Consider the following 21475-nt stretch of genomic DNA (forward strand, 5'->3'; position numbering starts at 1 on the left):
CCGCGGTATCAGCCGCCGGCGGCGGGGGACGAAGGGTGTAGGGGGGCGCGCGCCCGCGGCGGCGGATCCTCGGCCGTGCTCTTTCGTTTGCCCGCGGCGGCGAGGATCTCCTCGTAGAACTCCACGCTCCGGCGCACCATTCCCTCCGGATCGTACTCTTCCCGCGTCATCCTCCACGCCTCCACGCCCAGACGGAGCCGGAGCGACCGGTCCCCCGCGAGTCGCAGCATGGCGGCGGCGAGCGCTTCCGGATCGTCCGGCGGCACGAGCAGGCCGGTCTCCCCGTCCCGCACCAACCGGGCGGGCCCGCCGGCGCTGCAGGCAACCACCGGTTTCCCGTGGGCCATCGCCTCCAAATAAACGATCCCGAACGACTCGTAGCGGGAAGGAGCAACGAAGAAATCACATTCAGCATAAAGTTTTTGGAGGGCGGCGTCGCCGACCCGTCCCAGAAAACGAACCCGGTCCCTGGCGTCCGGAACGCCGCAGGATCGGAAGAAGCGCCACGCCATCGTGCGGTCCGGAATCGAGCCGGCCAAGACGAGGTGGAGGCGGGGATTCTCGGCGAGCGCCTTTCGCGCGGCGGCGAGCAGCGTGTCGATTCCCTTGCGCGGCTCGAGCCGGCCGACAAAGAGGGCGTGGATCGAACCGTCCCCCCCGGACGCCTCGTTCGCCTCCGGCCGCGCCTGCCGCGCCGTCACGCCGAAAGGAATCTCGCGGACCAAGACATCCGCGCCGCGAACACCGAAACGGTTTCGCAGCATGCCGGCTATGGTGCCGCTCGTGTCGACCCACCCGCGCGCCCGCTCCAGCATCGCCCACTCCATATCACAGGCGAGACGGACATCCTCCGTCGGCCGCCACCCCTGCGTCTCCAAAGCCACCGCCATCGGCGTGTTCAGCCGGATCACCAGCGGGAGAGATCCGTCCACGGCGGTGACGAACGCTTCGGCGTCCCAGACGGGCGCCTCGACCAAATCGATCCGCCGCTGCCGGTGCGCGCGCCGGAGGGCGCGCTGCACCGCGAAGGCGCGGGCGAGGTTCTTGCGCGACACCCGATGCGTGAGGGGGAGGCGACGCGCCTTCACCACCTCGTCGGGGACGCGGACCACCTTTACCCCATCCCTCCAAACCGTCGAGATCCGGTCCCCGCGGGCGACGACGGTGACGGCGTGCCCCGCGCCCACGAGACCGCGGGCGAGCTGCTCCGTGTAGACGCCGATCCCGCCGCAGGGGTCGGGCGGGTACTGCTGGCTGACGAGCGCCACGTGGAAACGACGCGCGCCGTATCGCGGCCGCGTGCGCCCCGCCGGCAGGAAGACGGCTCCTCCTCCGCCGGCGCGGCGCGCCAGGAAACGCCGGGGCCTCCGAAAGAACCCCTTGCCGTAGCCGAGAGCCACCCCGGCCATCCACCGGCCGAAGGAGCGAAGAAAGAGCCCGCCGCCGATCTCTCCCCTCAGGTACCAGCGCGTGAATGAGCCGAGAAGGACGAGCACGGCGCGCAGCGGTTGGAGACAATCGAAGGGGCGCGCGTACCAACGGTTGTTCTTGAAGAAAAAATAAATCGTGTTCTTGGCGACCACGCGCCAGTTCACGTCGTGCAGGGCCACCCGCACGTGGCTCTTCTCGAACTCGTGCCACACGCGCGCCTCCGGCGCGTGTACAACCCTGTGCCCGGCGCGAATCACCCGTACGCAGAGATCGCTCTCGTCGTGATAGTACTCGTAGTTTTCGTCGAAACCGCCCACATCGTCGAGCGCGCTGCGCCGGAAAGACGCGTTCGTTCCCATCATGATGTTGAAGCGGTCCCCGTCGGGCAGGTTGAAGTCGCCCGGTTCCTCGCGGATCGCCACGGGCATCCCGAAGCGGGTGATGATCCCGTTGTTGAACTGGAGGTGGTCCCCGCCGGGGCCGAACACCTTTCCCCCCACGGCGCCGACGGTGACATCCACGTAGGGTTCCGCGAGGCGATCGAGCCAGTCCGTGTCCGGCAGGGCGTCGTCGTCGAGTAAGGCGACGATTTCGCCGGCGGAAGCGGCGATCCCCAGGTTGCGCGAAACGGAGAGGTTTCTCTCCGGGTTGTCCACGCGTTTGACGCCGGGGAAGCGCGAGAGAACGGCGTCCGTCCCGTCGGTGGAGGGCCCGTTCACCACGACGATCTCGTACTCCGGGTAGTCGAGATGGCCGAGCGCCTCCAGGCACGCACCGAGTGTCCGCGCCCGGTTGTAGGTGCAGACCACCACGGAGAAGCGGGGCGCCGGCGCCGGCTCGGCCGGAGCGGGAAGAATCCGGGTCTTTTCCAGAATATCCCGAAGCCGGGCGGTTATCGATTCTGATGTGAACTTTTCGCTCCTGTCGAATCCCTTGCCGATGAGGTCGTCCCGGAAGGGGGGATCGAGAACGGCCCGGGCGAGCGCTTCCGCCACCGTCGCCTCCTCCCGATCGCTTAAAAGAAGAGCCGCCTCTCCCGCCGTTTCGGGGATCGCCGCCGCCCCGTAGGCGACCACCGGCACGCCGAGACGCATCGCCTCCAGGATGGGAACGCAGAACCCTTCATGCTCGCTGAGCACCAGGAGCGCCGAGGCGACGGCGTAGTAACCGCGCACCTCGCCCGAGGAGACCTCGCCGGTCAGGACCACGCGATTCTCGAGCCCGCGGGCGCGGATCTCTCGCCGCACCCGCCGGAGGTAGGGTTCATAGCCGCGGGTGCGGCCCACCAAGAAGAGCCGCCAATCGCCGGGGTGTTCCCTCGTCAGGTGGTCGAAGGCGCGCACCCCCTCCAGGATCCCCTTGTGCGGCGCGAGTCGGCCGATCATGAGGATGTTCCGCCCCCCCTCGTACCGCCCGACCACCGACGGCGCGGGCTCCCCCTCCATCATCGGCGACACCTGGTAAGAGACGGGAAGAACGAAGGCGTGTTCGAAACCCGCGTCTTCCAGCTCTCGTCGGTTGTATTCGGAAACGCCGATCCCGAAATGAAAGATCCGCGGGAGGGAGGGGAGCTGGAGCCGCCCCTTCTCGCAGAACACCCGCGTCTCCTCCATCCCGTCGAAGAAGCGGGGAGGGGTGACGTTGTGATAGACCACGCCCCGGCGGCCGGGGAATTGCGCGACCGCGCCGAGCAGCGTGGAATAACCGGCGTAATGGAAGAGGAGAAGGTCCCCCTCGGCGCCGCGGAGCTCCTCGATCGGGCGGGATATTCCCGCCAGGTCGTGATGGACATGGCGGGAGAAAATCGCCGTCTCGTGCCCCTCCCGCCGGAGCGTCTCGTCCAGCTCGAGTAGATGGCGGGTCACCGCGTCCGCCGGGTCGAGGGCGTTCATGACCTGGAAAATTCTCAGTTTCCCACCCCCCGTCGCGCGGAAGAGCCCGGGTCGCCCGTCGCCTCGGCCGGCGGCGGCGAGAGTTCCTTCTCCAACCGCTCCAGGCGCCCCTCCAATTCCTCCCGGTCCGTCTCCGTCCTCCGTCTCATCGACAGAAGGACGTCCCTCTGCAGATCGGCGAGGCGAACCATGTTCTGGTTGAACACGGTCTGCCGGTCGAGAATCTCGTTGATGAAGGGCTGAAAGAGAATACGGAAGGCGCGCTTCACGATTCGAACCGGCAGGCCGAGGAGGCGTCGGTGGCTGACGCCGTCACCGCGGAGCTTGGGGTTGTGCACGCGCCAGAGTTCGGCGAGGCGGCAGAGCATCTCCCAGTCCGCCTCGTCCGCGACGCCCGCCAAGCCGTCGTCCACGTCGCCGAGCCTGGTGGAAGGTCCCAGTTCCTTCCTCACCATGCGTATCAGGTCTTCAACGGTGATTTTCGCCACGGACACTCCCGCCGGCGCCGGCCGGCCTATTTCTCCGCTCCCGTTTCACCCCGGCCCACCGCGACCCCTTCCCCGCCCTCGCCATTCACGTGGGAACGGTAGCGGCGGATCACCTCCGCCGGTTCGCCCCTCTCCACGATCCGCCCGTGCTCGAAGAGAAGCGCGTGATCGCAGACCCGCTCCACCGCGGCGAGATCGTGGCTGACGATCAGCATCGTTTTCCTCTTGTCTCGGAAGTCCTGGATTTTACGCCGGCACTTCCGGACGAAGGACTCGTCGCCGACGGAAAGGATCTCGTCCATCAGAAGCACGTCCGGGTCGACGTGGACGGCGATGGAGAACGCCAGTCGCATGTACATGCCCGTCGAGTAGGTGCGAACCGGCTCGTCGATGAAATCCTCCAGCTCCGAGAAGGCGACGATGTCGTCGAACCGGTTTTGAATCTCCCGTTTCGACATGCCGAGCACGATCCCGTTGAGGATCACGTTCTCCCGCCCCGAGAACTCGGGGTGGAAGCCGGCGCCCAACTCGATCAGGCTCGCCAGTTTCCCGCGGACATGGACGTCGCCCCGGTCGGGCCGGTAGATGCCGGTGATCAGCTTGAGGAGGGTGCTCTTCCCCGACCCGTTCGGCCCGATGATGCCCCAGGCCGCGCCGCGAGGCACCTCGAAAGTAACGCCGCGGAGCGCCTCGGTATAAACCGGGGCGGGGCGGGGCGCCGAACGCCGGAGGAGGATGCTCTTCAGCGTCGTGTGTCCGCGCGCGGAACGGGTTTTACGGAACCGTTTCGACAAGTCGCGAACCGAGAGGGCGATTTCGTTGCCGTTCGTCATCGCTACAGGTACTCCGCGAAATTCTCACGGCGGGAACGGAACGCCCAGTCCCCGACCAGGAGGATCAGGACGCCGGCGGCGAGCACCAGGAGAAGAAGGCCCCAGTCGGGCGTGCGGCCGAAAAACAGAACGTCCTGATAGGCGGTGACCAGGCTTCCCATGCCGTTGACGAGAGCGACGAGCCGCAGTTTCCCCGGCACCTTCTCCAGAGGATAAAGGACGGGGCAGAGGAAGAACCAGAAGGTCAGGATGTTCCCGAGAAGGTGGTGCACATCCCGGTACTGCACGTTCAGGGAAGCGAGAAAGAGCGTGAATCCGAGGCTGAGAACGAACTGGACGAGCATGATCGCCGGGAGGAAAAGAATGGTCCAGCTCGGCGTGACCTTCATGATAAGGAAGACAAGGTAAAGCATGGGGAGGCTGAAGACGAAGTTCCAGAAGTTGACCAGCACCGCCGTCACCGGGAGGACGACCGGCGGGAACATCGCCCGGGTGATCAGGCTGCCGCTGTTCACGATCGAGGCGGTCCCGTCCGAGAGAGAGGAGGCGAACCAAAGCCAGGGGAGCAGGCCGGTAAACATGAAGGCGCCGTAGTCCTCCATCTCGAAACGCATATATATGGTGAACACCAAGCTGTAGACGGCCATCAGGAGAAGAGGGTTGAGGAAGGTCCAAAAGAAGCCGAGGACGGACCCGCGATAGCGCGCCTGAAGCTGGCGGCTCACCAGGCTCTGGATGAGCACGCGATAACGGTAGCACTCGCGAATGCTCTGCACGATTCCCATGGGGTCCCCCGCTTGGCCGGGAAAGAAGTGCCCGAATAGTAGGGAATTGCCGGACCGGACGTCAAGGAGGGGTCCGGGGCATTGACGCCATACTCCGGGAGCGGTAGAAGGGATCTATGACGAAACACGCGCGCCGAGGGAGGGTTCCGTGTGCCGCCTGCCGGTGGGAACCCCCGGAGCGCCCCCCGCAACAGACCCGGCGGGCCGGGAATGCGTTTGGAGAGCGAGGAATGGGGATGGTCGGTCGAATAGCGACGGTCGTTCGGCGGCGCAACGTCTCGGCGGCGCTGATTCCGCCGATTCTCTCTCTACTTCTACTCGCGGCCGGAAGCGGCTGCGGGCGAGACGCCCCCTTCCGCGGCCACCACGTGGTCCTGATCAACATCGAAACCTTGCGGGCCGATTGCTGCGGCGCGTACGGCGCCGAATTGGGTTGGACGCCGGAAATCGACTCGTTGGCGGCGCGCGGGATTCTCGTGGAGAGGGCATACACGGTCGCCCCCTGGACGCGTCCCAGCGTGGCCTCTCTCTGGACGGGGCTTTATCCGTCGCAGCACGGAGTAAAGCGGATGGATCCCGATCACCGCCTGCCGGAAAAGGCGGTCACCCTGGCCGAGCGATTCGCCGGCGCGGGTTATCGGACCTTCGGCGCGGTCACCAACGCCAACCTCTCGCCTGAGTTGGGATTCGCCCAAGGATTCGAGGAGTACCTCTATCGGATCGGGGCTCGGGCGGACACGCTCGCCGCATGGACCCTCGATTGGGTGGACCGCCAAATCGCGGGACTCGAAGAGGGGAAGAAGGGACCGCCCCTCTTCATCGCGCTTCATTTCGACGAGCCGCACGGGGCTTTCTTTCAAACCGCCTTTCGCTCGGGGGTGGACGGCAAGAGCCGAGAGGAGATGATCCGCCGGGTGGAATCGCTGGAAGAGGGGGAGAGGATCGCCGCTCTCGAAGCGTACGGAGCACGCGTGGCCGCCGTGGACAAGGCCATCGGGGAGCTCGTGCGCGATCTTCGGGCGCGTCTCGGATCCGATTGGCTCCTCGTTCTGACCGCCGACCACGGAGAAGAATGGTTCGATCACGGCGGCTTGTTTCACGGATTCACCCTTTACGAGGAGCTGATCCGGGTGCCGCTCCTTTTCGTGTCGCCCGGGCTCGCGCCGTCGAAGCGCCCGGGGCCGATGCGCAACGTGGACGTCCTGCCGACGCTCTCCGCCTGGACGGGGCTTCGGGAGGACGGCCCGAACGGGGGCGGTTCGGCGTTGGGGCGGGCGCTGCTCGGCCACGGTCTTTTCCCCGAAGACGTTTTCGCGGAGACCGACTATGAAAGAGCGCTGGTCTCTCGGATCGGGAAACGAGAAAAATATATATCCGATATTAATAACAACTGGGTAGAAATATACGATGTTAATTGTGATTTGGGCGAGCGGCGAAACCTGGCAGAAGAGGGGAGGGGAGGGGAGGGCGAACACGCCGCCGCCGTCGAGGCTTGGCGCGCGAACCTGGCGGCGGGGACCATCGCGCCGGAAGACGGGGAGCCCTCCCTCGATGCGAGAAAGAGAAGCGAGCTGGAGGAAGAACTCCGCGCCATCGGATACCTCGGCGCGAAAGGGCGGGAACGCGGGACTCCGTGGCCCGCGGGAAATCGCCTGGACTGGCGAGGTCTTTACCGGCGCTTTCGGGTCTTGCGGGCCGGTGACCCTGAAATCTCCTTCGACGGAGGCGAGTGGAAAACCGGCGCATTCCCCCCACGCAGGGTCGGGTGGGCGGATGCGTCCATCACCGTGAAAGCGTCATTCCGTAACGGATGGGCATTGCTCGGATCTCATCCTTGGAGCGGCATCGCGGAGATTGAAGTCGACGGTCGGATCGTAGAGAAGATCGATCTTTTCTCCCCGCAAGAGGGGGACCGGCAAAAAGTCCTGTCGATTCGACTCGCCGATGCGGGGCCGCACACGGTACATATTCGAGCCACTGGCGAGAAAAGCGGCGGCTCGCGGGCATCGGAACTGCTGTTCGATGGCTTCGCGATCGAGAGGGTGGACGGGGTGGGGAGGTGAGAGGAAATCGTCCGCTAGCGGCGTTTCCGAGCGCCTTTTTTCGATGATTTTTTCGCCACCGATTTTTTTGCGGTCGACTTCGTCGTTTTCTTCGTGGGTTTTCCCGCACCGGACCGCCGCGCCGGCTTTTTCGCGACGGCCGTGGAAGACGTCCGGCGACCACCCTTCTTGGCGATAGCCGGTTTCTTTCTCGGCGCCTTCTTCTTGGTCACCTTCTTGCCCGCGGTTTTCTTCCGTGAAACGCCCTTTGTTTTTTTCACGGACCCCTTCTTGCGGGCGGTTTTCTTCGTCGCGGGCTTTTTCTTGGCGTTCTTGGCGGGACGCGGAGAGGTTTTCTTGGTCTTCTTTTTCGTGGTTTTCTTGGTGGGTTTGGGCTTCGGTTTCCGGACCGTCTTCTTCATCTGTTTGGGGGGGGATTCACTGCTACCCCGTGACTTCGCCCGGGAGCCCTCCTTCTTCCCGGTGGCCGTCGCCACGGCCTCCGCGGGGGCTTTCTTCTTCTGCGATTGCGCGGCCGGCGCCTTCTTCCCGGCCTTCCCCTCTTTCGCCGCGACTTTCTCCTGCTTTTTTTTCTTCGGAGCCGGGTATACGATACGCCCGCAGAACTCGCACTGGATAACCTCGGTCCCCATTTTCTGAATAATCAGGTTGGTTTCCGGGTACTTCATTCCGCACCCCTGGCAAACCAGATCCTCGATCACCGCCAGCCCGGTTCCGCTTCTTTCTTTTCGCAGGCGATAATAATGGAGAAGGTCGGGGTCTATCTTGTTTTCAACTCGGCGGGCCTTGGCCTTCTTCTCCTCCTTGCGCATACGCTTGCGCTCGATCTCTTCCAGTTTGAGAAGAAGCTGGACCTGTGGGTGCATGTCGATCATCGCTCGATTCCCGTCGAGGCCGGGGCCTGGTCAAGGATCCCCGCCGCCCCTTCGCTGTTTGGAGGCTTACGAGATCGATCCCAGGCGACGGAGAAACAAACCAGGGTGTGGAGGGACGCCCGTAATCCGTTCTGGTAAAAAAATACCATGTTCGAGAAGGGAGAAAAGAAAAATCGACACGCGGGTTTGGCTGGGCCACACAACCAATTGTAATTAATGACGTTAAATTGCCTGGTCGTCTTGGGATCCGGCGAGAAGCTCCTGAAACAGTCGCTCGAATTCTTCCGTCCCGTAGTACTCGATCTCGATAACCCCGCCCGCGCCGACAGGACGGATTCGTACACGAGTCCCGAAACGGAGGCGGAGCTTTTCCTCCAAAGACTCGATCTGGGGGTCTCTTCGGGCGGGTGATCTGCTCTTTTTCTTCCGCGGCGGCCGAACACCGCGACCGAGTTCCTCGGTGCGGCGCACCGAGAGCCCTTCTCGTAACACTCTTTTAAATAAGCCGTTGCGCGACTCTTCGTCCGCAACCTGCAGAAGCGCCCTTCCATGACCGGCCGTGATCTTCCCCTCCGCCAATGCTCTGCGAATCGGCTCGGCCAGGCGGAGAAGACGAATGGAATTCGTGATGGAGGTGCGATCCCTGCCGACCAGTTCGGAAACGGTCTCGTGCGTCAATCCCTGCTCTTCGATGAGAACGCGGAACGCCTCCGCTTCCTCCACAGGATCGAGGTCTTCCCTCTGCAGGTTCTCGATCAGCGCCCACTGCAGCATATCCTCGTCGGGGACTTCGCGTACAACCACGGGGACCTTATGCAACCCCGCCTTTTTCGCCGCCAGAAAACGTCTCTCGCCGGCAACGATTTGAAAACCATCTCCTGTGGGCCGCACGACAATGGGTTGCAGAATCCCCTTCGCCCGAATCGATTCCGCCAGCTCTTGGATCTTTTCGGGGTCGAAACGCCTACGGGGCTGTGCTTCATTAGGAACGATCTGCTCGATCGGAGCCTCATTAACCGGTCGTGTTTTATCCAACTCAGATGGATTAGCGGAGAGCAGCGCTTCCAACCCCCTGCCCAGCACCCTTTTCGTCATTTTCGATCACCTCTTTGGCTAGCGCCAAGTAACACCTTGCGCCCAAACAAGTTACGTCATATAAAAGGATGGGTTTGCCGAAACTGGGCGCTTCGCTCAGGCGCACATTTCGAGGAATTACGGTCTGGTATACCTTTTGGGGGAAATATGCCCTTGCCTCTTCCGCCACCTGCCTGCACAGATTGAGGCGGCGGTCATACATGGTCAGCAACACCCCCTCGAGATTGAGGCCCGGGTTGAGGTTCTTCTGAATCAGACGAACCGTGTTGAGAAGCTGAGTCAGGCCCTCGAGAGCGTAATACTCGCATTGTATCGGGATCAGTACAGTATCCGCCGCCGCGAGAGCATTTACCGTGAGAAGGCCAAGAGAGGGAGGGCAATCAATGAAAATATAATCATAATCATCCTTTACGGCATCGAGCGCCTTTTGCAGGCGGTACTCCCTCCCCATTTCGCTGACAAGTTCGATCTCAGCGCCCACTAAATCCCGGCTGGAAGGGACAAAATCGAGAAAACGGGTCTCTGTCTGTCGAATGACCTCTCGGATCGGCGTCGACTCCAGAAGTACCTCGTAAATAGATGCGTCCTCGTCGGAAGCCGAAATCCCCAAACCGCTCCCCGCATTGGCCTGGGGATCGATATCGACCAACAGGGTCCTTTTCTCCGCCACTGCAATGCTGGCGGACAGGTTCAAGGCGGTGGTCGTCTTGCCGACCCCACCCTTCTGATTGGCGACTGCGATGATTCGTCCCATCTCTGTCCTAACGACGTTTCACGTGAAACATCCAAGAGACCCTTCCTGGATCGAGATGATAGGAGACGCGAGGCGTTCTGACAAGGGGGAATCGTGATCTCCAAAAAATGGACCGGGATCCCCTTTTGACACGGAGATGAACTCCGGTCTATTCTGCAAGGAGCTTTGTTGTTTTTGAAAAGGAGAAAGAGATTGGCTATTGAATTCTATTCCTGGGGAGCAGCTCTCGAAGTTACAGGTTCCAAACATTTCCTCCGGACATCGGAATCCTGCGTTCAGGTTGATTGCGGCATCTTTCAGGGGCGGCGCCAGGAAACCGACCAGAAGAACAGAGAGTTCCCTTACGATGCAACCACCGTGGACGCCTGCGTCCTCACGCATGGGCACCTGGATCACTGTGGAAACCTCCCCTCGTTGGTCAACCATGGATTCAAAGGACCAATATACTGCACACCGGCGACCCTGGATATTGCCCGCCTTATCTTGATGGATTCCGCCCATATTCAAGAGATGGACGCACGGTTCGCCAAGAAGCTGGCGAAGAAACAGCGACGGCGGGGTGGTTTCATCGCGGAACCTCTCTACACGCTCGCCGATGTCGAAAGAACATTGAAGCAGTTTCAGACGATGCCCTACGGCGAAGAGAGGGAGGTTGCCCCCGGGATGACTCTCTCTTTTTCCGACGCCGGACATATTCTGGGATCCGCCATGCCCCTCTTCCATGTTCGAAACGGCAAGGAAGAGCGCCGCATTCTCTTTTCTGGGGACCTGGGGCGCAAGGGTCTTCCGATCCTCCGCGACCCCCATTTTCCGGAAAAAACCCCCGATGTGTTTGTCTGCGAGAGCACATATGGCAACCGACTCCACGAGGATATCCTGAACGCCAAGGAAGAACTCGGCCGCATCGTTCGAGAAACATCCGCCAATGGCGGCAAGGTGATCATTCCCGCTTTTGCCGTGGAAAGGACGCAAGAGCTGATCTTCTTCCTCCATCTACTGAGTGACGAGGGGAAGATTCCGGATATTCCGGTATTCGTCGACAGCCCGATGGCCGTTCGGGCCACTCAGATCTTCCGGAACCACCCGGATTGCTACGATGAGGAGACGCGCCAAGCTTTCTCGGATCACCACGAGAACCCCTTCGGTTTTGAGCGCCTCACCCTGGTACGCGAGGTGGAAGAGTCCAAAAAGCTAAACGCCCTTCATGGGCCGGCAATTATCATCTCCGCCAGCGGAATGGCGGAAGCGGGCCGAATCCTGCACCACCTCATGAACCACATCGGCAACCATCGAAACACGGTGCTCATCGTGGGATATATGGCGGAACACACGCTCGGCCGCCGGCTCGCCGAGGGAAAGACCAAAGTAAAGATCTTCGGAGACGAGTATGACGTCCGTGCCCAGGTCAAGGTTATGAATGAATTCAGCGCGCACGCGGACTATCAAGAGATCCTCGACTTCATTGAGCCTTACGACAGGGAAACCTTGCGGCAGATTTTACTCGTCCACGGCGAGGAGGAGGCGCAGACGCACATGCGGGAGGAGCTCACAAACGCGGGGTTCGGTCAGGTGGATTCCGTGCAGTACGGCGAGACATATCTTATATAAATGCAATTGGTTGCGCGCCCCAAGTTGACGCCGGGTCCCGCCGCGGGTACGGTGGACCTGTCTCTCGCTGGGAGTGTTTCCGTGCGCCTTCGATGGTTCTTCCTTCTGTTTTTTTTCTCCCTCGCCTGTGGAGACAATTCGTCTTCCCCTCCCAATGGAACCCTTCCCGTTTGCCCGGATCAGCCTTACGCCAACGTGAATCTGCTTGCCGGGCGGCTTTCCGATCAGCTGTACGATCTGGACGTGGCGCAGGTTCTTCTTATGAAAGGCGCAACGGAGCGTTTTATTTACACCATTGCCGGGCACGATTCCAGCTTCTACCGCCAAGAGGTCTATGACCTCATGGAATCGTCCATCCGGATCGACGCCGGCGCCGACTCGATCCTCGCTCTGCTCGATGCGATCGCGACCACATCCGACACCCTGGACGATTATCCGGATTGGGGCCCCCTTTTTCAGGAGTGGGAGCAATCCATCGCGGAAGCGATCGACGGAGGACGCGCTCGCTTCTCCTCTCTCACCGAAAGAGCAAGGGTGCTCGGTCTGGAGATGACCGCGAATCCCTCATCGCCGGAAGCGCTCGCCATGTCCTGCCGCGCCGGGGAAATCGCGCCCCGATTCGATTCGCTCGATGAATTCATCGCGGGGGCCACCCGGGATGAGTGGCGGGACTACCTGCCCACTCTTCCCGCCTGCGCGCTCGACAAATGGCGGTCCGGCTGGTCCTCTTTTGTCCGCGCACAGGTCGACACAATGGGCGCCATCGAGAAACCGTTCTGGGGGCCGATCGGTTTGTTCCATTTAAGCGACATCCTCGGCTCGGAACCGGATTGGGAGCAGGTGGGGACGTGGGGAGGAGACGCCGGAGCTCTCGAGATCTCGTGGGAAAACACCTCCGGGGCCGGTGATGCCCTTGCCGTCCTCCTCCCCTGCGGGGATGAGCTTTCGGGGAGCTATTACCACCCCTTCCTGATGCGAAACCCGCCCCGAATCGAGCCGGTCCCCGCCGGATCCTATCGCGTGCTACTCTTTCTCTCGGGATTCCGCCCCTCGGTTTCCGACACCCTTCACGTCGATCCCGGGGAAACCACGGCCTATCAAGCGGAGCCGACACCCCTCGATTGCACGGATTGCGTCCTCACCGGAGGGGAGGTCGATCTTTGGGTCGTCGATCCGACCAGCGACGAACACATCAACAATGATTTCAACGTCCCCTGCGACACCGAGGTATGGGAAGGGGAGATGCTCTTCCAGCTCCGATACGACCTGGACACTCTCGATCATTCCTGCATCGTGCGTGCGGCCTCCACATTTCGCTTTGAGGTGGACTGCTCCACCCGCGCCATTCAGGGGGACGGTCTCGGACCCGTCACTCTGATTCCCGAGGCGCTCGGAGATTATGTGCTGGTCGGCGCCGTCCCGGACTCGGTCCGCATCGTCGTCTCCGGTCAACGGTACCGGACCGGATTGGAAATTGAATTTCACCGCGACCCGGGTCTTTTCTCGGCCGTCGTTTTTTCTCCGACAGGAACCGAGGAGATGCGCGACGTCTCGGGCCGAGTCGTCCCCGGATACTCCACTACGCTGCAACTGGGGACGGCCCAAAGCGCGGAGACCCGGACGCCGCCGGGCGCCGACGAAACGAGCCCCTTCTTCTTTCACGCCACCATGCGGCGCGTATTTTGAGGAGTCAATACAGATGACACTAACTTTAGAGGTACAAACTTCTTCGAGAATACAAACGCTGGACATCACGCGCGAAGTGGCCTCCGCGATTCCGGAGGGAGCGAGCGGGTTGTGCGTCGTCTACACCCCCCACACGACGACGGCGATCGGCATCAACGAGGGGGCCGATCCGGACGTGAAGCGGGACATCGAGAGCAATCTCGCGCGCCTTTTCCCGGAAAGGGGAGACTACCGTCACGCCGAGGGAAATTCGGACGCGCACCTGAAATCGGTTCTGATCGGACCCTCCGAGACGATACTCGTCGACGAGGGGAGGCTTGTTCTCGGAAGATGGCAGTCGGTCTATTTCTGTGAGTTCGACGGTCCGCGGACCCGTCGCGTTCTGGTCCGCTTCATCGCGGGATGAGGGACGCGGAACGCCGGTCGGCCGGAGAGTACGCCTTCGCGCTCCGCCGCGGCGCAGCCCATCCTCATCGCACACACCAACCACCCCGAACGACAAACCCGCGCGCGCCGGCGATGCCGGCCGATCAGGAATCCCCGCTCTTCTCGCGCCGCATCCCGCGCGCCCGCCCGTCGTTCGCCGCGCCGCCGCGGCACCCCTTCCGCTTCCCCGCTGTGGCGTCCGTCGCCCTGGAAGCGCCTCCGCCTAAACGCTCGAGTTCCTCCGGAGACAGAACACCCCTGGATTTCAGGATCTCGATCTGATCGGGGGTCAGCCCGCCCCCGTGCCGGGGACCATCCGAGGCGAAGGCCTCTTCCTTGCCGCTGCCGAACTCTTGAATCGTCTTGCTGATCCGGACGGCGCACCAGTCGTGTCCGCACATGGCGCAGAAATCCGTGTCTACGTCCAGGTCTTCGTCGTGCAAGGCGCGGGCCGTATCCGGATCGAAGCTGGCGCCCACGTGCTTCTCCCAGTGCAGCGCCGCCCGCGCTTTGGTCAGCTCGTCGTCCCGATCCCGGGAACCGGGTATGCCGAGGGCGACATCCGCCGCGTGGGCGGCGATTTTATAGGCGATGCACCCGAGCTTCACGTCCTCGCGCTTGGGTAGCCCGAGGTGTTCCTTCGGCGTGACGTAGCAGAGCATCGCCGCGCCGTGGTACGCGGCGGCCGTGGCGCCAATGCAGCTGGTGATGTGATCGTAACCGGGAAACATGTCGGTCACCACGGGGCCGAGGACATAGAAAGGCGCGCCGTGACAGAGAGCCCTCTCGATCTTCATGTTGTATTCGATCTGGTCGAAGGGGATGTGCCCCGGTCCCTCGACCATAACCTGGACGCCTTTCGCCCAAGCGCGTTCCGTCAACTCGCCGAGGGTGTCCAGCTCCCGCATCTGCGCTTCGTCCGTCGCGTCCGCGAGCCCTCCCGGACGGAGTCCGTCGCCGAGAGAGAAACTGACGTCGTACGCGCGCATGATGTCGGCGATTTCGTCGAACAGATCGTACATGGGGTTCTCTTTGCCGTGGCGGAGCATCCATTGCGCGAGAAGAGAGCCCCCGCGGGACACGATGCCGATCAGGCGGTTCTTTACGTACGGAAGATGCTCCCGCTTGAGTCCGGCGTGGATCGTGAAGAAGTCCACTCCTTGCCGGGCCTGCTTCTCCAGTTCCTTCAAGATGTCGTCGTGCGTGAGATCCTCGATTCGGCGGTTCACGATCATCGAGTAAAGAGGAACCGTGCCGACCGGCACCGGCGAGTTCCGAATAATCGCTTCGCGGCAAGCGTCCAGGTCGCCCCCCGTGGAGAGATCCATGACCGCATCCGCCCCCCAGCGAATCGCCCAACGCATCTTCTCCACTTCCTCGTCGAGATCGCTGCGGACCGGTGAAGCGCCCAAGTTCGCGTTGATTTTCGTGGAAGCCGCGCGCCCGATGCATATCGGGTCCAGGCCGTGGGAAAGATGCGCCCGGTTCGCGCAGATCAGCATCCGCCCCGCCGCGATCTCGTCGCGAACGCCCTCCGGCGACAGGTGCGGTTCCCGCTCCGAGGCGCGCCGCATTTCCGGGGTGATCTCCCCGAGACGCGCCCTTTCCAGCTGCGTGATCGCCTCCCCCGCCCCCCGGGGGGCCGGGTTGAAATCCCACGCGGTCTTTTCCGATGGTCCCGGCATTCCCGGCGTATCGGGCGACGCGAAGGCGAGGGGACCGCCCAGGTCCGGTCGCGGGGTGAAACTGGGCGGCGCCGTCCCCGCCCGATCCGTCGCGGGGTGACTCCCCCCACGAAGGGGAAGAGCGAAACGGAAAGAGGGGCGCGACCCCATTCCGGGCTTTTTCGATTCTCCCTTGGACATTTTGCGGCTCCTTCTTTTTCGCAGAGCCCGGCCGGATCGGTGAGTGTCCAACGCGGTGAGGGTGGGGGCGGGAGCGGTGTTTACGCCGGCCTTCCCGAGGCCGGGCATCCGCGTGCCGTGTCGCGTTCCCTACGCCGGTCCGAACCGGATCAGGTTCGACGGGTGCTTCTCAGCGTCTCCGGAGGCCGTCGGTAACACGGCATAATCCCGGAACGCGCCCCGAGCGAACGGTTTCAATGTAGCACAAAACCGAGGGAGAATGAATGGAGAAGGGGGCGGGCGATGAGCGACGGTCCCCGCCGCCGCTCATCGGGAGCTGATGGGAAACCGGGGAGACGATCCGGCGCGCGGACCTTCCCCATAGACCTTCGTCGCCCGGACGGCGACGGGCGCACATTCGTCACCCGTCACCGCACGATCACGCTCCTGTGAGTGCGCGTGCCTCGCGGAGATTCCAGTTTGATGAAGTAGACGCCCAGGCCGACCCGCCTGCCGGAGTCGTCGCGGCCGTCCCAGGAGAGCGCGTGGAAACCGGCCTTCCGTTCGCCGCCGACCAGGGTACGCACGTGCCGCCCGGATATGTCGTAGATACGCAGATCGACGCGCATCTGCTCGGGGAGTTCGTAGCTGATCACGCACTCGCTGTCGAAGGGGTTCGGGCGCACCGGGAAAAAGGCGAAACTGCGGCTCCCCGGTCCGCCGGGCCGATAAAACTCGATCCTCTCGATCGGGAACTGTTCCGACCCCGACGCGGCGAGATCGCCCCAGAGAAACTCGACGCTTCCGTCGTCCCCCGCCCCCTCCCAAACGAGTTCGGCCAAGTCGAGCCGGACCCCGTCGCCGAGGGAGGGCGCCGACGGTTCCAGGGTATAGAAGAGGAAGACCAGATCCCGGCCGTCCCGAACGAGCGCGGTTTGATAAGTCTCGCCGAGCGGGCGGAGCGCGACGGATTCGTTGCCGGCGGCCGCGCGACGGAGACGGACGGCGCCGGCGCGCACGCTTCCCGTCCCTTCGACGGAGAGCCGGAGCGTGTCGGAAAAGAGGCCCGCCCAGAGGACGGCGGCGTCCGACGCGCCCGCACTGCTCGTTCCCTGGCCGTCATCGAGAAGAGCCGCGCCGATCAGGCCCGGCAGCACGCTCATGTCGCCATCGTCAACGTTGTCGTCGAAGTTCACGTCGGGCAGCCCGATCCGCACGATGGGAGACCAAAGCGGGATCGCATCGATCACATGATCCGCCAGCGCCGCCAGGTCCCGCTCGTCCAACTCGCCGTCGCCGTTGCAATCCCCGAGACGGTAGGTCTTGACTCGCAGATCCACCCAGACCGTGTCCTCCGGCGCCGCGGCGACATCGGTCTCGATTCGCACGAAACCGAGGAATTCGCCGGTTTTCAGAAGTTCCGGAAGCACATCGATCCAGAGCGTATCCTCGGCGCCGGGCGCGAGCGAACCGCCCTCCCTGTCGATTTCGATCCAAGCCTGCCCCGGGGCGGCGGTCCAGACGAAGGAGGTCTCCCCCTCGTTCCGCAGCACCACCATGTCCGGATCGGGATCGGGCGGGCTACTGCCCACGGGGCCACCGAGCGGGTCGTGGTCGAAACCGAGGCTGCGGTTGGTGAGGTCGTACGCGCCGAGTGGTTCGCGCGTGAACTGTCTCGTCGAAGACCAATCGCCGTCGCCGCACGCCGCCTCGGCGGAGACGCGCCAGACGTAAGCGCCCGGTTCGGGGACGGAGGGGAGCGTGAAGGTCGTGGCGGTTCCGGAAACGGTTTCGTCCAAAACCGGCGCCGAGAAGAACGCATCGCGCGCCATCTGCACCCGATAAGCGTCCGCTCCGGGCACGGCTCCCCACTCGAGGGTGATCGTCACCAGCCCCTCGTAAACATGGCCCTCCGCCGGCGACAGGAGCGTCGGTGCGTCGGGCGGCTCGAGCCTTTCTCCTTCGGCGACGAGGCCCGGCGAAGAACCGCAGGGACCGACGGCGAAGAGTTCATATTCATAGAGACCGGGCGCCGGGCGATCGGCGAAACGCGTCGCGTCCGCGTCCAAGGTGGCGAGCGTCGCGCCGTCGCGGACAATCCGGAAACCGGTCTCGTCTTCGGACCGATCCGTCCAGGAAAGGATCACGCTGTCGCAACGCGCGACGGTGACGGCGAAATCCGACGGCGGGAGGGGGGTGCCGGGAAGGATCGTGCCGGCCGCCGCTGTGGTTTTCGACCAACCACAGCCGTTCCCCGCCTCGACGGCGTACTCGTAGGAACCGGAAGAGGCGCGGTCGATCCATACCCGCGAGGCCGCCGGCAGGGAGGCCAAGGGGGCGCCGTCTCGATAGACGCGGTAGCTGTCCGCCTCGACCGACGCGGTCCACTCGAGCCGGACGAGAGAGCAACTGGTATCGCTCGCCACGAGCACGCCGGGAGAGCCGGGCGCGAAAAGAGCCCGCCCTTGGTCGCTCGCCGCCGCGGAAGTACCGCAACCGTTCTCCGCGCGGATCGCGTAGAGGCGCGCCCCGGGACCGGGTTCATCTTCGTAGGAGAGTGCGTCCGCGTCGACCGTGTCGATCGCCGAACCGTCCCGCTCGAGTATGTAGCGCTCCGACCGCTCGGCGGCTTTCCATGTGAGAAGCACGGAGCCGCAGCGATTCTCGCTCGCGGCGAAACCGACCGGCGCGCCGGGCGCCGACGGCAGCAGGCGGCCGACGTCGTCGACCTCGACCGACCAGCCGCACCGGTTTCGGGCGGCGATGGAGTAGACGTGTTCGCCGACGGCGCCGGAATCCTCCCAAGAGGTCCGCGTCGCGGGAAAGGTCGCCAGGGGCTCGCCGTCGCGAAGGATCCTGCAGCTGTCCGCGCCCGGCGGAGGCGTCCAAGAGAGGGCGACGACGGAGCAACGGTCGTCGCTCGCCGAAATCGAGAGGGGTGGGCCCGGATCGGCGGCGGACACGCTTCCCGTCGCCGTGGCCGGTTCGGAACGTCCGCATTTGTTTTTTGCAACAACCTGATATTGCCAGTCACCCGACCCGATCGCGTCCTCGAAAGTGAGGATCGTCGAGGGGAGCACGGCCACCGAAGCCCCGTCGCGGAACACCTCGTAGCTGTCCGCCGCGGCGACGGCGTTCCAGTCGAGCATCACGCCCGAACAGAGGCCGTCGCTCGCCGAGAGCCCTCCCGGCGTCTCCGGGGCGGGGAAGATCGCCCCCGCGACCACCGCGATGGACGACCAGCCAGCTTCGCCGCCGGCGCTCACGCCGTAGGTGTGCACGCCGGGGCCGGGAGAGTCGACGTAATAGGTGGTCGTCGACGGCAGAAGGGCGATGATCTCACCGCCGCGGTAGACGCGGAAGGAAGAAACACCCATCACCATGTTCCAGTCGAGACGGACGATCGTGCAGGAGCTGTCGCTCGCCGTGAGACCTCCGGGCGGGTTCGGCGCGGGAGGAAGAATGGTGCCCGTCGCCATCGCCGCGTCGGACCAGCCGCAGGTATTGCCGGCGCTCACGCCATAGGTATGCGTGCCCGTCGGCGACGTGTCCATCCAGAACCGAGTCGACGCGGAAAAAGCCGCGACGGCGGCACCATCCCGGTAGACCCGGTAGCTGTCCGCCTCCGCCGAGGCGCCCCAATCGAGACGGATCAGCGTCCGGCTGCTGTCGCTGGCGATCACCGGAGCCGGCGCCGCCGGAACGGGAAGCCGCGTGCCGACGACGGTCGCCGGCGAGGAGAAGCCGCATCCGTTACCGGCAGAAATTTTATATGTATACGTTCCCGGGGTGGGCGCGTCCACGAACTCTCTCACCGACGAGGAGACGATCTTCACGACGGCGCCGTTTCGCTCGATCCGATAGGTGTCGGCGTTCGGCGAGGCGCCCCAGGTGACCCGGATCGTCGCGCAATCGTCGTCGGTCGCCTGCGCGCCCGAGGGGGGCAGTGCGCCGACGCGAAGGCTCCCCTTCGCCTCCTCCGACCGGGCCGATTCCCCGAAGGAATTGAAGGCGAGCACCCGATAGCGATGGGTTCCCACCGGCGCCGTCCGGTCGTCGTAGAAGGTGCGATCCGCCGCCACATCTCCGAGGGGGGTGCCGTTCCGGAAAATCCGATAGCCGGTCTCCCCCGACACGTCCTTCCACTCGACCCGCACCTTTCCGCAGAGCCCGTTGGACGCGGTTACTCCGGTCGGCATGTCGGGGGGGTCGGTGGTGTATCGGGCGATGCGATTCGCCGCGCCCGGACCGGCCCGCGTGAAACTCCCGCCCGCGATGAGACCCAGGAAGGGCCGGAGCGCGTAGATTGTGTCGTTCATCCCGCTCCGTTCGACCATCCAGGAGCGGCCGTTCCAATAGGTGACGTTGTGGGTCGGGTTGACGCCGGCGGTGGAGATATCGCCTCCGGCGACGAGATAGTCTTCGTAGAAAGACAACGCATAAACCGTTCCGCCGACACCGGCGCCGAGAGGACGCCAGGCCGCGCCCGTCCATTTCGCGACGCGACGCGCCGGCGCGACCCCCGCGGTCGCGAAATCGCCGCCGGCGTATAGGATGCCGCCCTTGACGGCGAGTGCCCGCACCGCGCCGTCGACTCCGGCGCCGAGAGAGTGCCAAGCCGCGCCGTCCCACCGGGCGATGTTGGCGCAGGCGACGCCGCCGATGGACGAGAAGGATCCCGCCGCGATCAATTCACCGCCGAAGGATGCGAGGGCGTAGACGGGACCGTCCGGTCCTTCGGCTCCGAGCGCCGTCCAGGCGCCGCCGCTCAGGAGCGCCAGATTCCGCCGCGCCGGGTCCCCCCCGATATCGAAGGCGCCGCCGACGGCGAGCCCGCCCCCCCAGGCGAGGAGGGCGCGCACTCCTCCGTTGATCGGAACGGGTGATGGATTCTCCCAGCCGGAACCGGTCCAACGAGCAATCGGTTCATACTCTACGGACTTCCCGGAATTCTCGAGCAGTGAGTCCCCGCCCGCCACCAGAGCGCCGCCCCACCCCGCGAGCGCATACACCGTCCCACCCAGATCATTTCCGAAGCCGCTCCACAATGATCCGTTCCAGCGCCCGACACGGCCCGATGCCGCGCCCCCCGCGTTGCTGAAGGATCCGCCCGCGATCAGGGCGCCGTCGAAAATGGTGAGGGCATGAACGGTACCGTCCGTACCGGATCCGATCTGGCGCCAGCGCGGCATCCGCGCCGGGTCCTCCCGGCCCGTGACTGTTTCGTCGCCGCCGTCGGCCTGCGCCATCGCGGCGATCGGCCACAAGAAGAGGGAGAGCACCAGACAGGGGAACAGGCGATTCAGACAGGAAAAAAGAGAAAACTCTCCCGGCGAGAACCGGGGCGGTTGCGTGCGGATCATCCCCAAACCCTCCAGCGACGGGCGGACGACGGTACATTCCGTGATGAGCAGAAATCACACGGCGTCCGAACGGAGCACCCCGAACGTTTCCGCCGGGCACCTGCCAGGGAAGGGGAGTGTCTATTCTGCCCAACGAGTTGATATTAGAGAAAATAGAAACGCCCTGCAATCGGAATCCGCAAAAAGAAGCCGGGGGGGCCATGACGCCCCCGAAAAACGGCCACCATAACGCGTTGTTTTGATTGTTGTTAAGACAACAGGTTCGGGCCGTGCCCCGAATCGCGAACCCTTCATCTATATGGGGCGCGCCGATCGGCGGTCGGGGAGGTATT

Annotated in this window: 13 protein-coding genes and 1 riboswitch; of the genes, 4 read left to right on the forward strand and 9 right to left on the reverse strand. The window is 63.9% G+C overall.

The features are described from left to right. Positions 1-8 precede the first annotated feature (8 nt). Genes JW958_14450 through JW958_14465 form a run of 4 tightly spaced genes read right to left on the reverse strand, consistent with a single transcriptional unit; the run spans position 9 to position 5429 of the window. Positions 9-3323, reverse strand: coding sequence for a glycosyltransferase (locus JW958_14450; protein MBN1827452.1), 3315 nt, complete (start codon positions 3321-3323; stop codon positions 9-11). A gap of 14 nt (positions 3324-3337) precedes the next feature. Continuing rightward, positions 3338-3811, reverse strand: coding sequence for a hypothetical protein (locus tag JW958_14455; GenBank protein MBN1827453.1), 474 nt, complete (start codon positions 3809-3811; stop codon positions 3338-3340). A 26-nt stretch (positions 3812-3837) separates the two neighbouring features. Then, a complete protein-coding gene (locus JW958_14460; GenBank protein ID MBN1827454.1) occupies positions 3838-4644 on the reverse strand; it encodes an ABC transporter ATP-binding protein in 807 nt (268 codons plus the stop codon). Between the two features lie 2 nt (positions 4645-4646). Next, positions 4647-5429, reverse strand: a complete 783-nt coding sequence (locus tag JW958_14465) for an ABC transporter permease (GenBank protein MBN1827455.1) — start codon at positions 5427-5429, stop codon at positions 4647-4649. A 236-nt stretch (positions 5430-5665) separates the two neighbouring features. Between JW958_14465 and JW958_14470 the strand changes: the two genes are divergently transcribed. After that, positions 5666-7492, forward strand: a complete 1827-nt coding sequence (locus JW958_14470; GenBank protein ID MBN1827456.1) for a sulfatase — start codon at positions 5666-5668, stop codon at positions 7490-7492. Between the two features lie 14 nt (positions 7493-7506). On the opposite strand, the gene JW958_14475 is transcribed toward JW958_14470, so the two are convergent. From JW958_14475 to JW958_14485, 3 genes are all read right to left on the reverse strand, one after another. Continuing rightward, a complete protein-coding gene (locus JW958_14475) occupies positions 7507-8367 on the reverse strand; it encodes a hypothetical protein (protein ID MBN1827457.1) in 861 nt (286 codons plus the stop codon). A gap of 222 nt (positions 8368-8589) precedes the next feature. Beyond that, positions 8590-9435, reverse strand: coding sequence for a ParB/RepB/Spo0J family partition protein (locus JW958_14480; protein MBN1827458.1), 846 nt, complete (start codon positions 9433-9435; stop codon positions 8590-8592). Then, positions 9413-10216, reverse strand: coding sequence for a ParA family protein (locus tag JW958_14485; GenBank protein MBN1827459.1), 804 nt, complete (start codon positions 10214-10216; stop codon positions 9413-9415). Before JW958_14485 ends, JW958_14480 begins: the two co-directional genes overlap by 23 nt. A 192-nt stretch (positions 10217-10408) precedes the next feature. On the opposite strand from JW958_14485, the gene JW958_14490 reads away from it, so the two are divergent. The 3 genes from JW958_14490 to JW958_14500 all read left to right on the forward strand — a co-directional run bounded on the left by JW958_14490 (position 10409) and on the right by JW958_14500 (position 13916). Next, positions 10409-11824, forward strand: coding sequence for an MBL fold metallo-hydrolase (locus JW958_14490; protein ID MBN1827460.1), 1416 nt, complete (start codon positions 10409-10411; stop codon positions 11822-11824). Between the two features lie 81 nt (positions 11825-11905). Next, positions 11906-13510, forward strand: coding sequence for a hypothetical protein (locus tag JW958_14495; protein ID MBN1827461.1), 1605 nt, complete (start codon positions 11906-11908; stop codon positions 13508-13510). 13 nt (positions 13511-13523) lie between these two features. Beyond that, positions 13524-13916 (forward strand): YjbQ family protein, encoded by a 393-nt coding sequence (locus JW958_14500; GenBank protein MBN1827462.1) that lies wholly within the window; start codon positions 13524-13526, stop codon positions 13914-13916. 124 nt (positions 13917-14040) lie between these two features. Here JW958_14500 and thiC read toward each other — a convergent pair whose 3' ends face one another. After that, positions 14041-15771, reverse strand: coding sequence for a phosphomethylpyrimidine synthase ThiC (gene thiC, locus JW958_14505; GenBank protein MBN1827463.1), 1731 nt, complete (start codon positions 15769-15771; stop codon positions 14041-14043). Between the two features lie 138 nt (positions 15772-15909). Continuing rightward, positions 15910-16033, reverse strand: a riboswitch (TPP riboswitch). A 175-nt stretch (positions 16034-16208) separates the two neighbouring features. Further along, positions 16209-21143 (reverse strand): T9SS type A sorting domain-containing protein, encoded by a 4935-nt coding sequence (locus JW958_14510; GenBank protein ID MBN1827464.1) that lies wholly within the window; start codon positions 21141-21143, stop codon positions 16209-16211. Positions 21144-21475 lie beyond the last annotated feature (332 nt).

The organism is Candidatus Eisenbacteria bacterium (genome assembly GCA_016930695.1).
Taxonomy (GTDB): Bacteria; Orphanbacterota; Orphanbacteria; order Orphanbacterales; family Orphanbacteraceae; genus JAFGGD01.

Coding starts and splice junctions, on each gene's coding strand:
- JW958_14450 (MBN1827452.1), bottom strand. CDS start 3,323: ATGAACGCCCTCGACCCGGCGGACGCGGTGACCCGCCATCTACTCGAG.
- JW958_14510 (MBN1827464.1), bottom strand. CDS start 21,143: ATGATCCGCACGCAACCGCCCCGGTTCTCGCCGGGAGAGTTTTCTCTT.
- JW958_14500 (MBN1827462.1), top strand. CDS start 13,524: ATGACACTAACTTTAGAGGTACAAACTTCTTCGAGAATACAAACGCTG.
- JW958_14470 (MBN1827456.1), top strand. CDS start 5,666: ATGGTCGGTCGAATAGCGACGGTCGTTCGGCGGCGCAACGTCTCGGCG.
- JW958_14485 (MBN1827459.1), bottom strand. CDS start 10,216: ATGGGACGAATCATCGCAGTCGCCAATCAGAAGGGTGGGGTCGGCAAG.
- thiC (MBN1827463.1), bottom strand. CDS start 15,771: ATGGGGTCGCGCCCCTCTTTCCGTTTCGCTCTTCCCCTTCGTGGGGGG.
- JW958_14475 (MBN1827457.1), bottom strand. CDS start 8,367: ATGATCGACATGCACCCACAGGTCCAGCTTCTTCTCAAACTGGAAGAG.
- JW958_14465 (MBN1827455.1), bottom strand. CDS start 5,429: ATGGGAATCGTGCAGAGCATTCGCGAGTGCTACCGTTATCGCGTGCTC.
- JW958_14460 (MBN1827454.1), bottom strand. CDS start 4,644: ATGACGAACGGCAACGAAATCGCCCTCTCGGTTCGCGACTTGTCGAAA.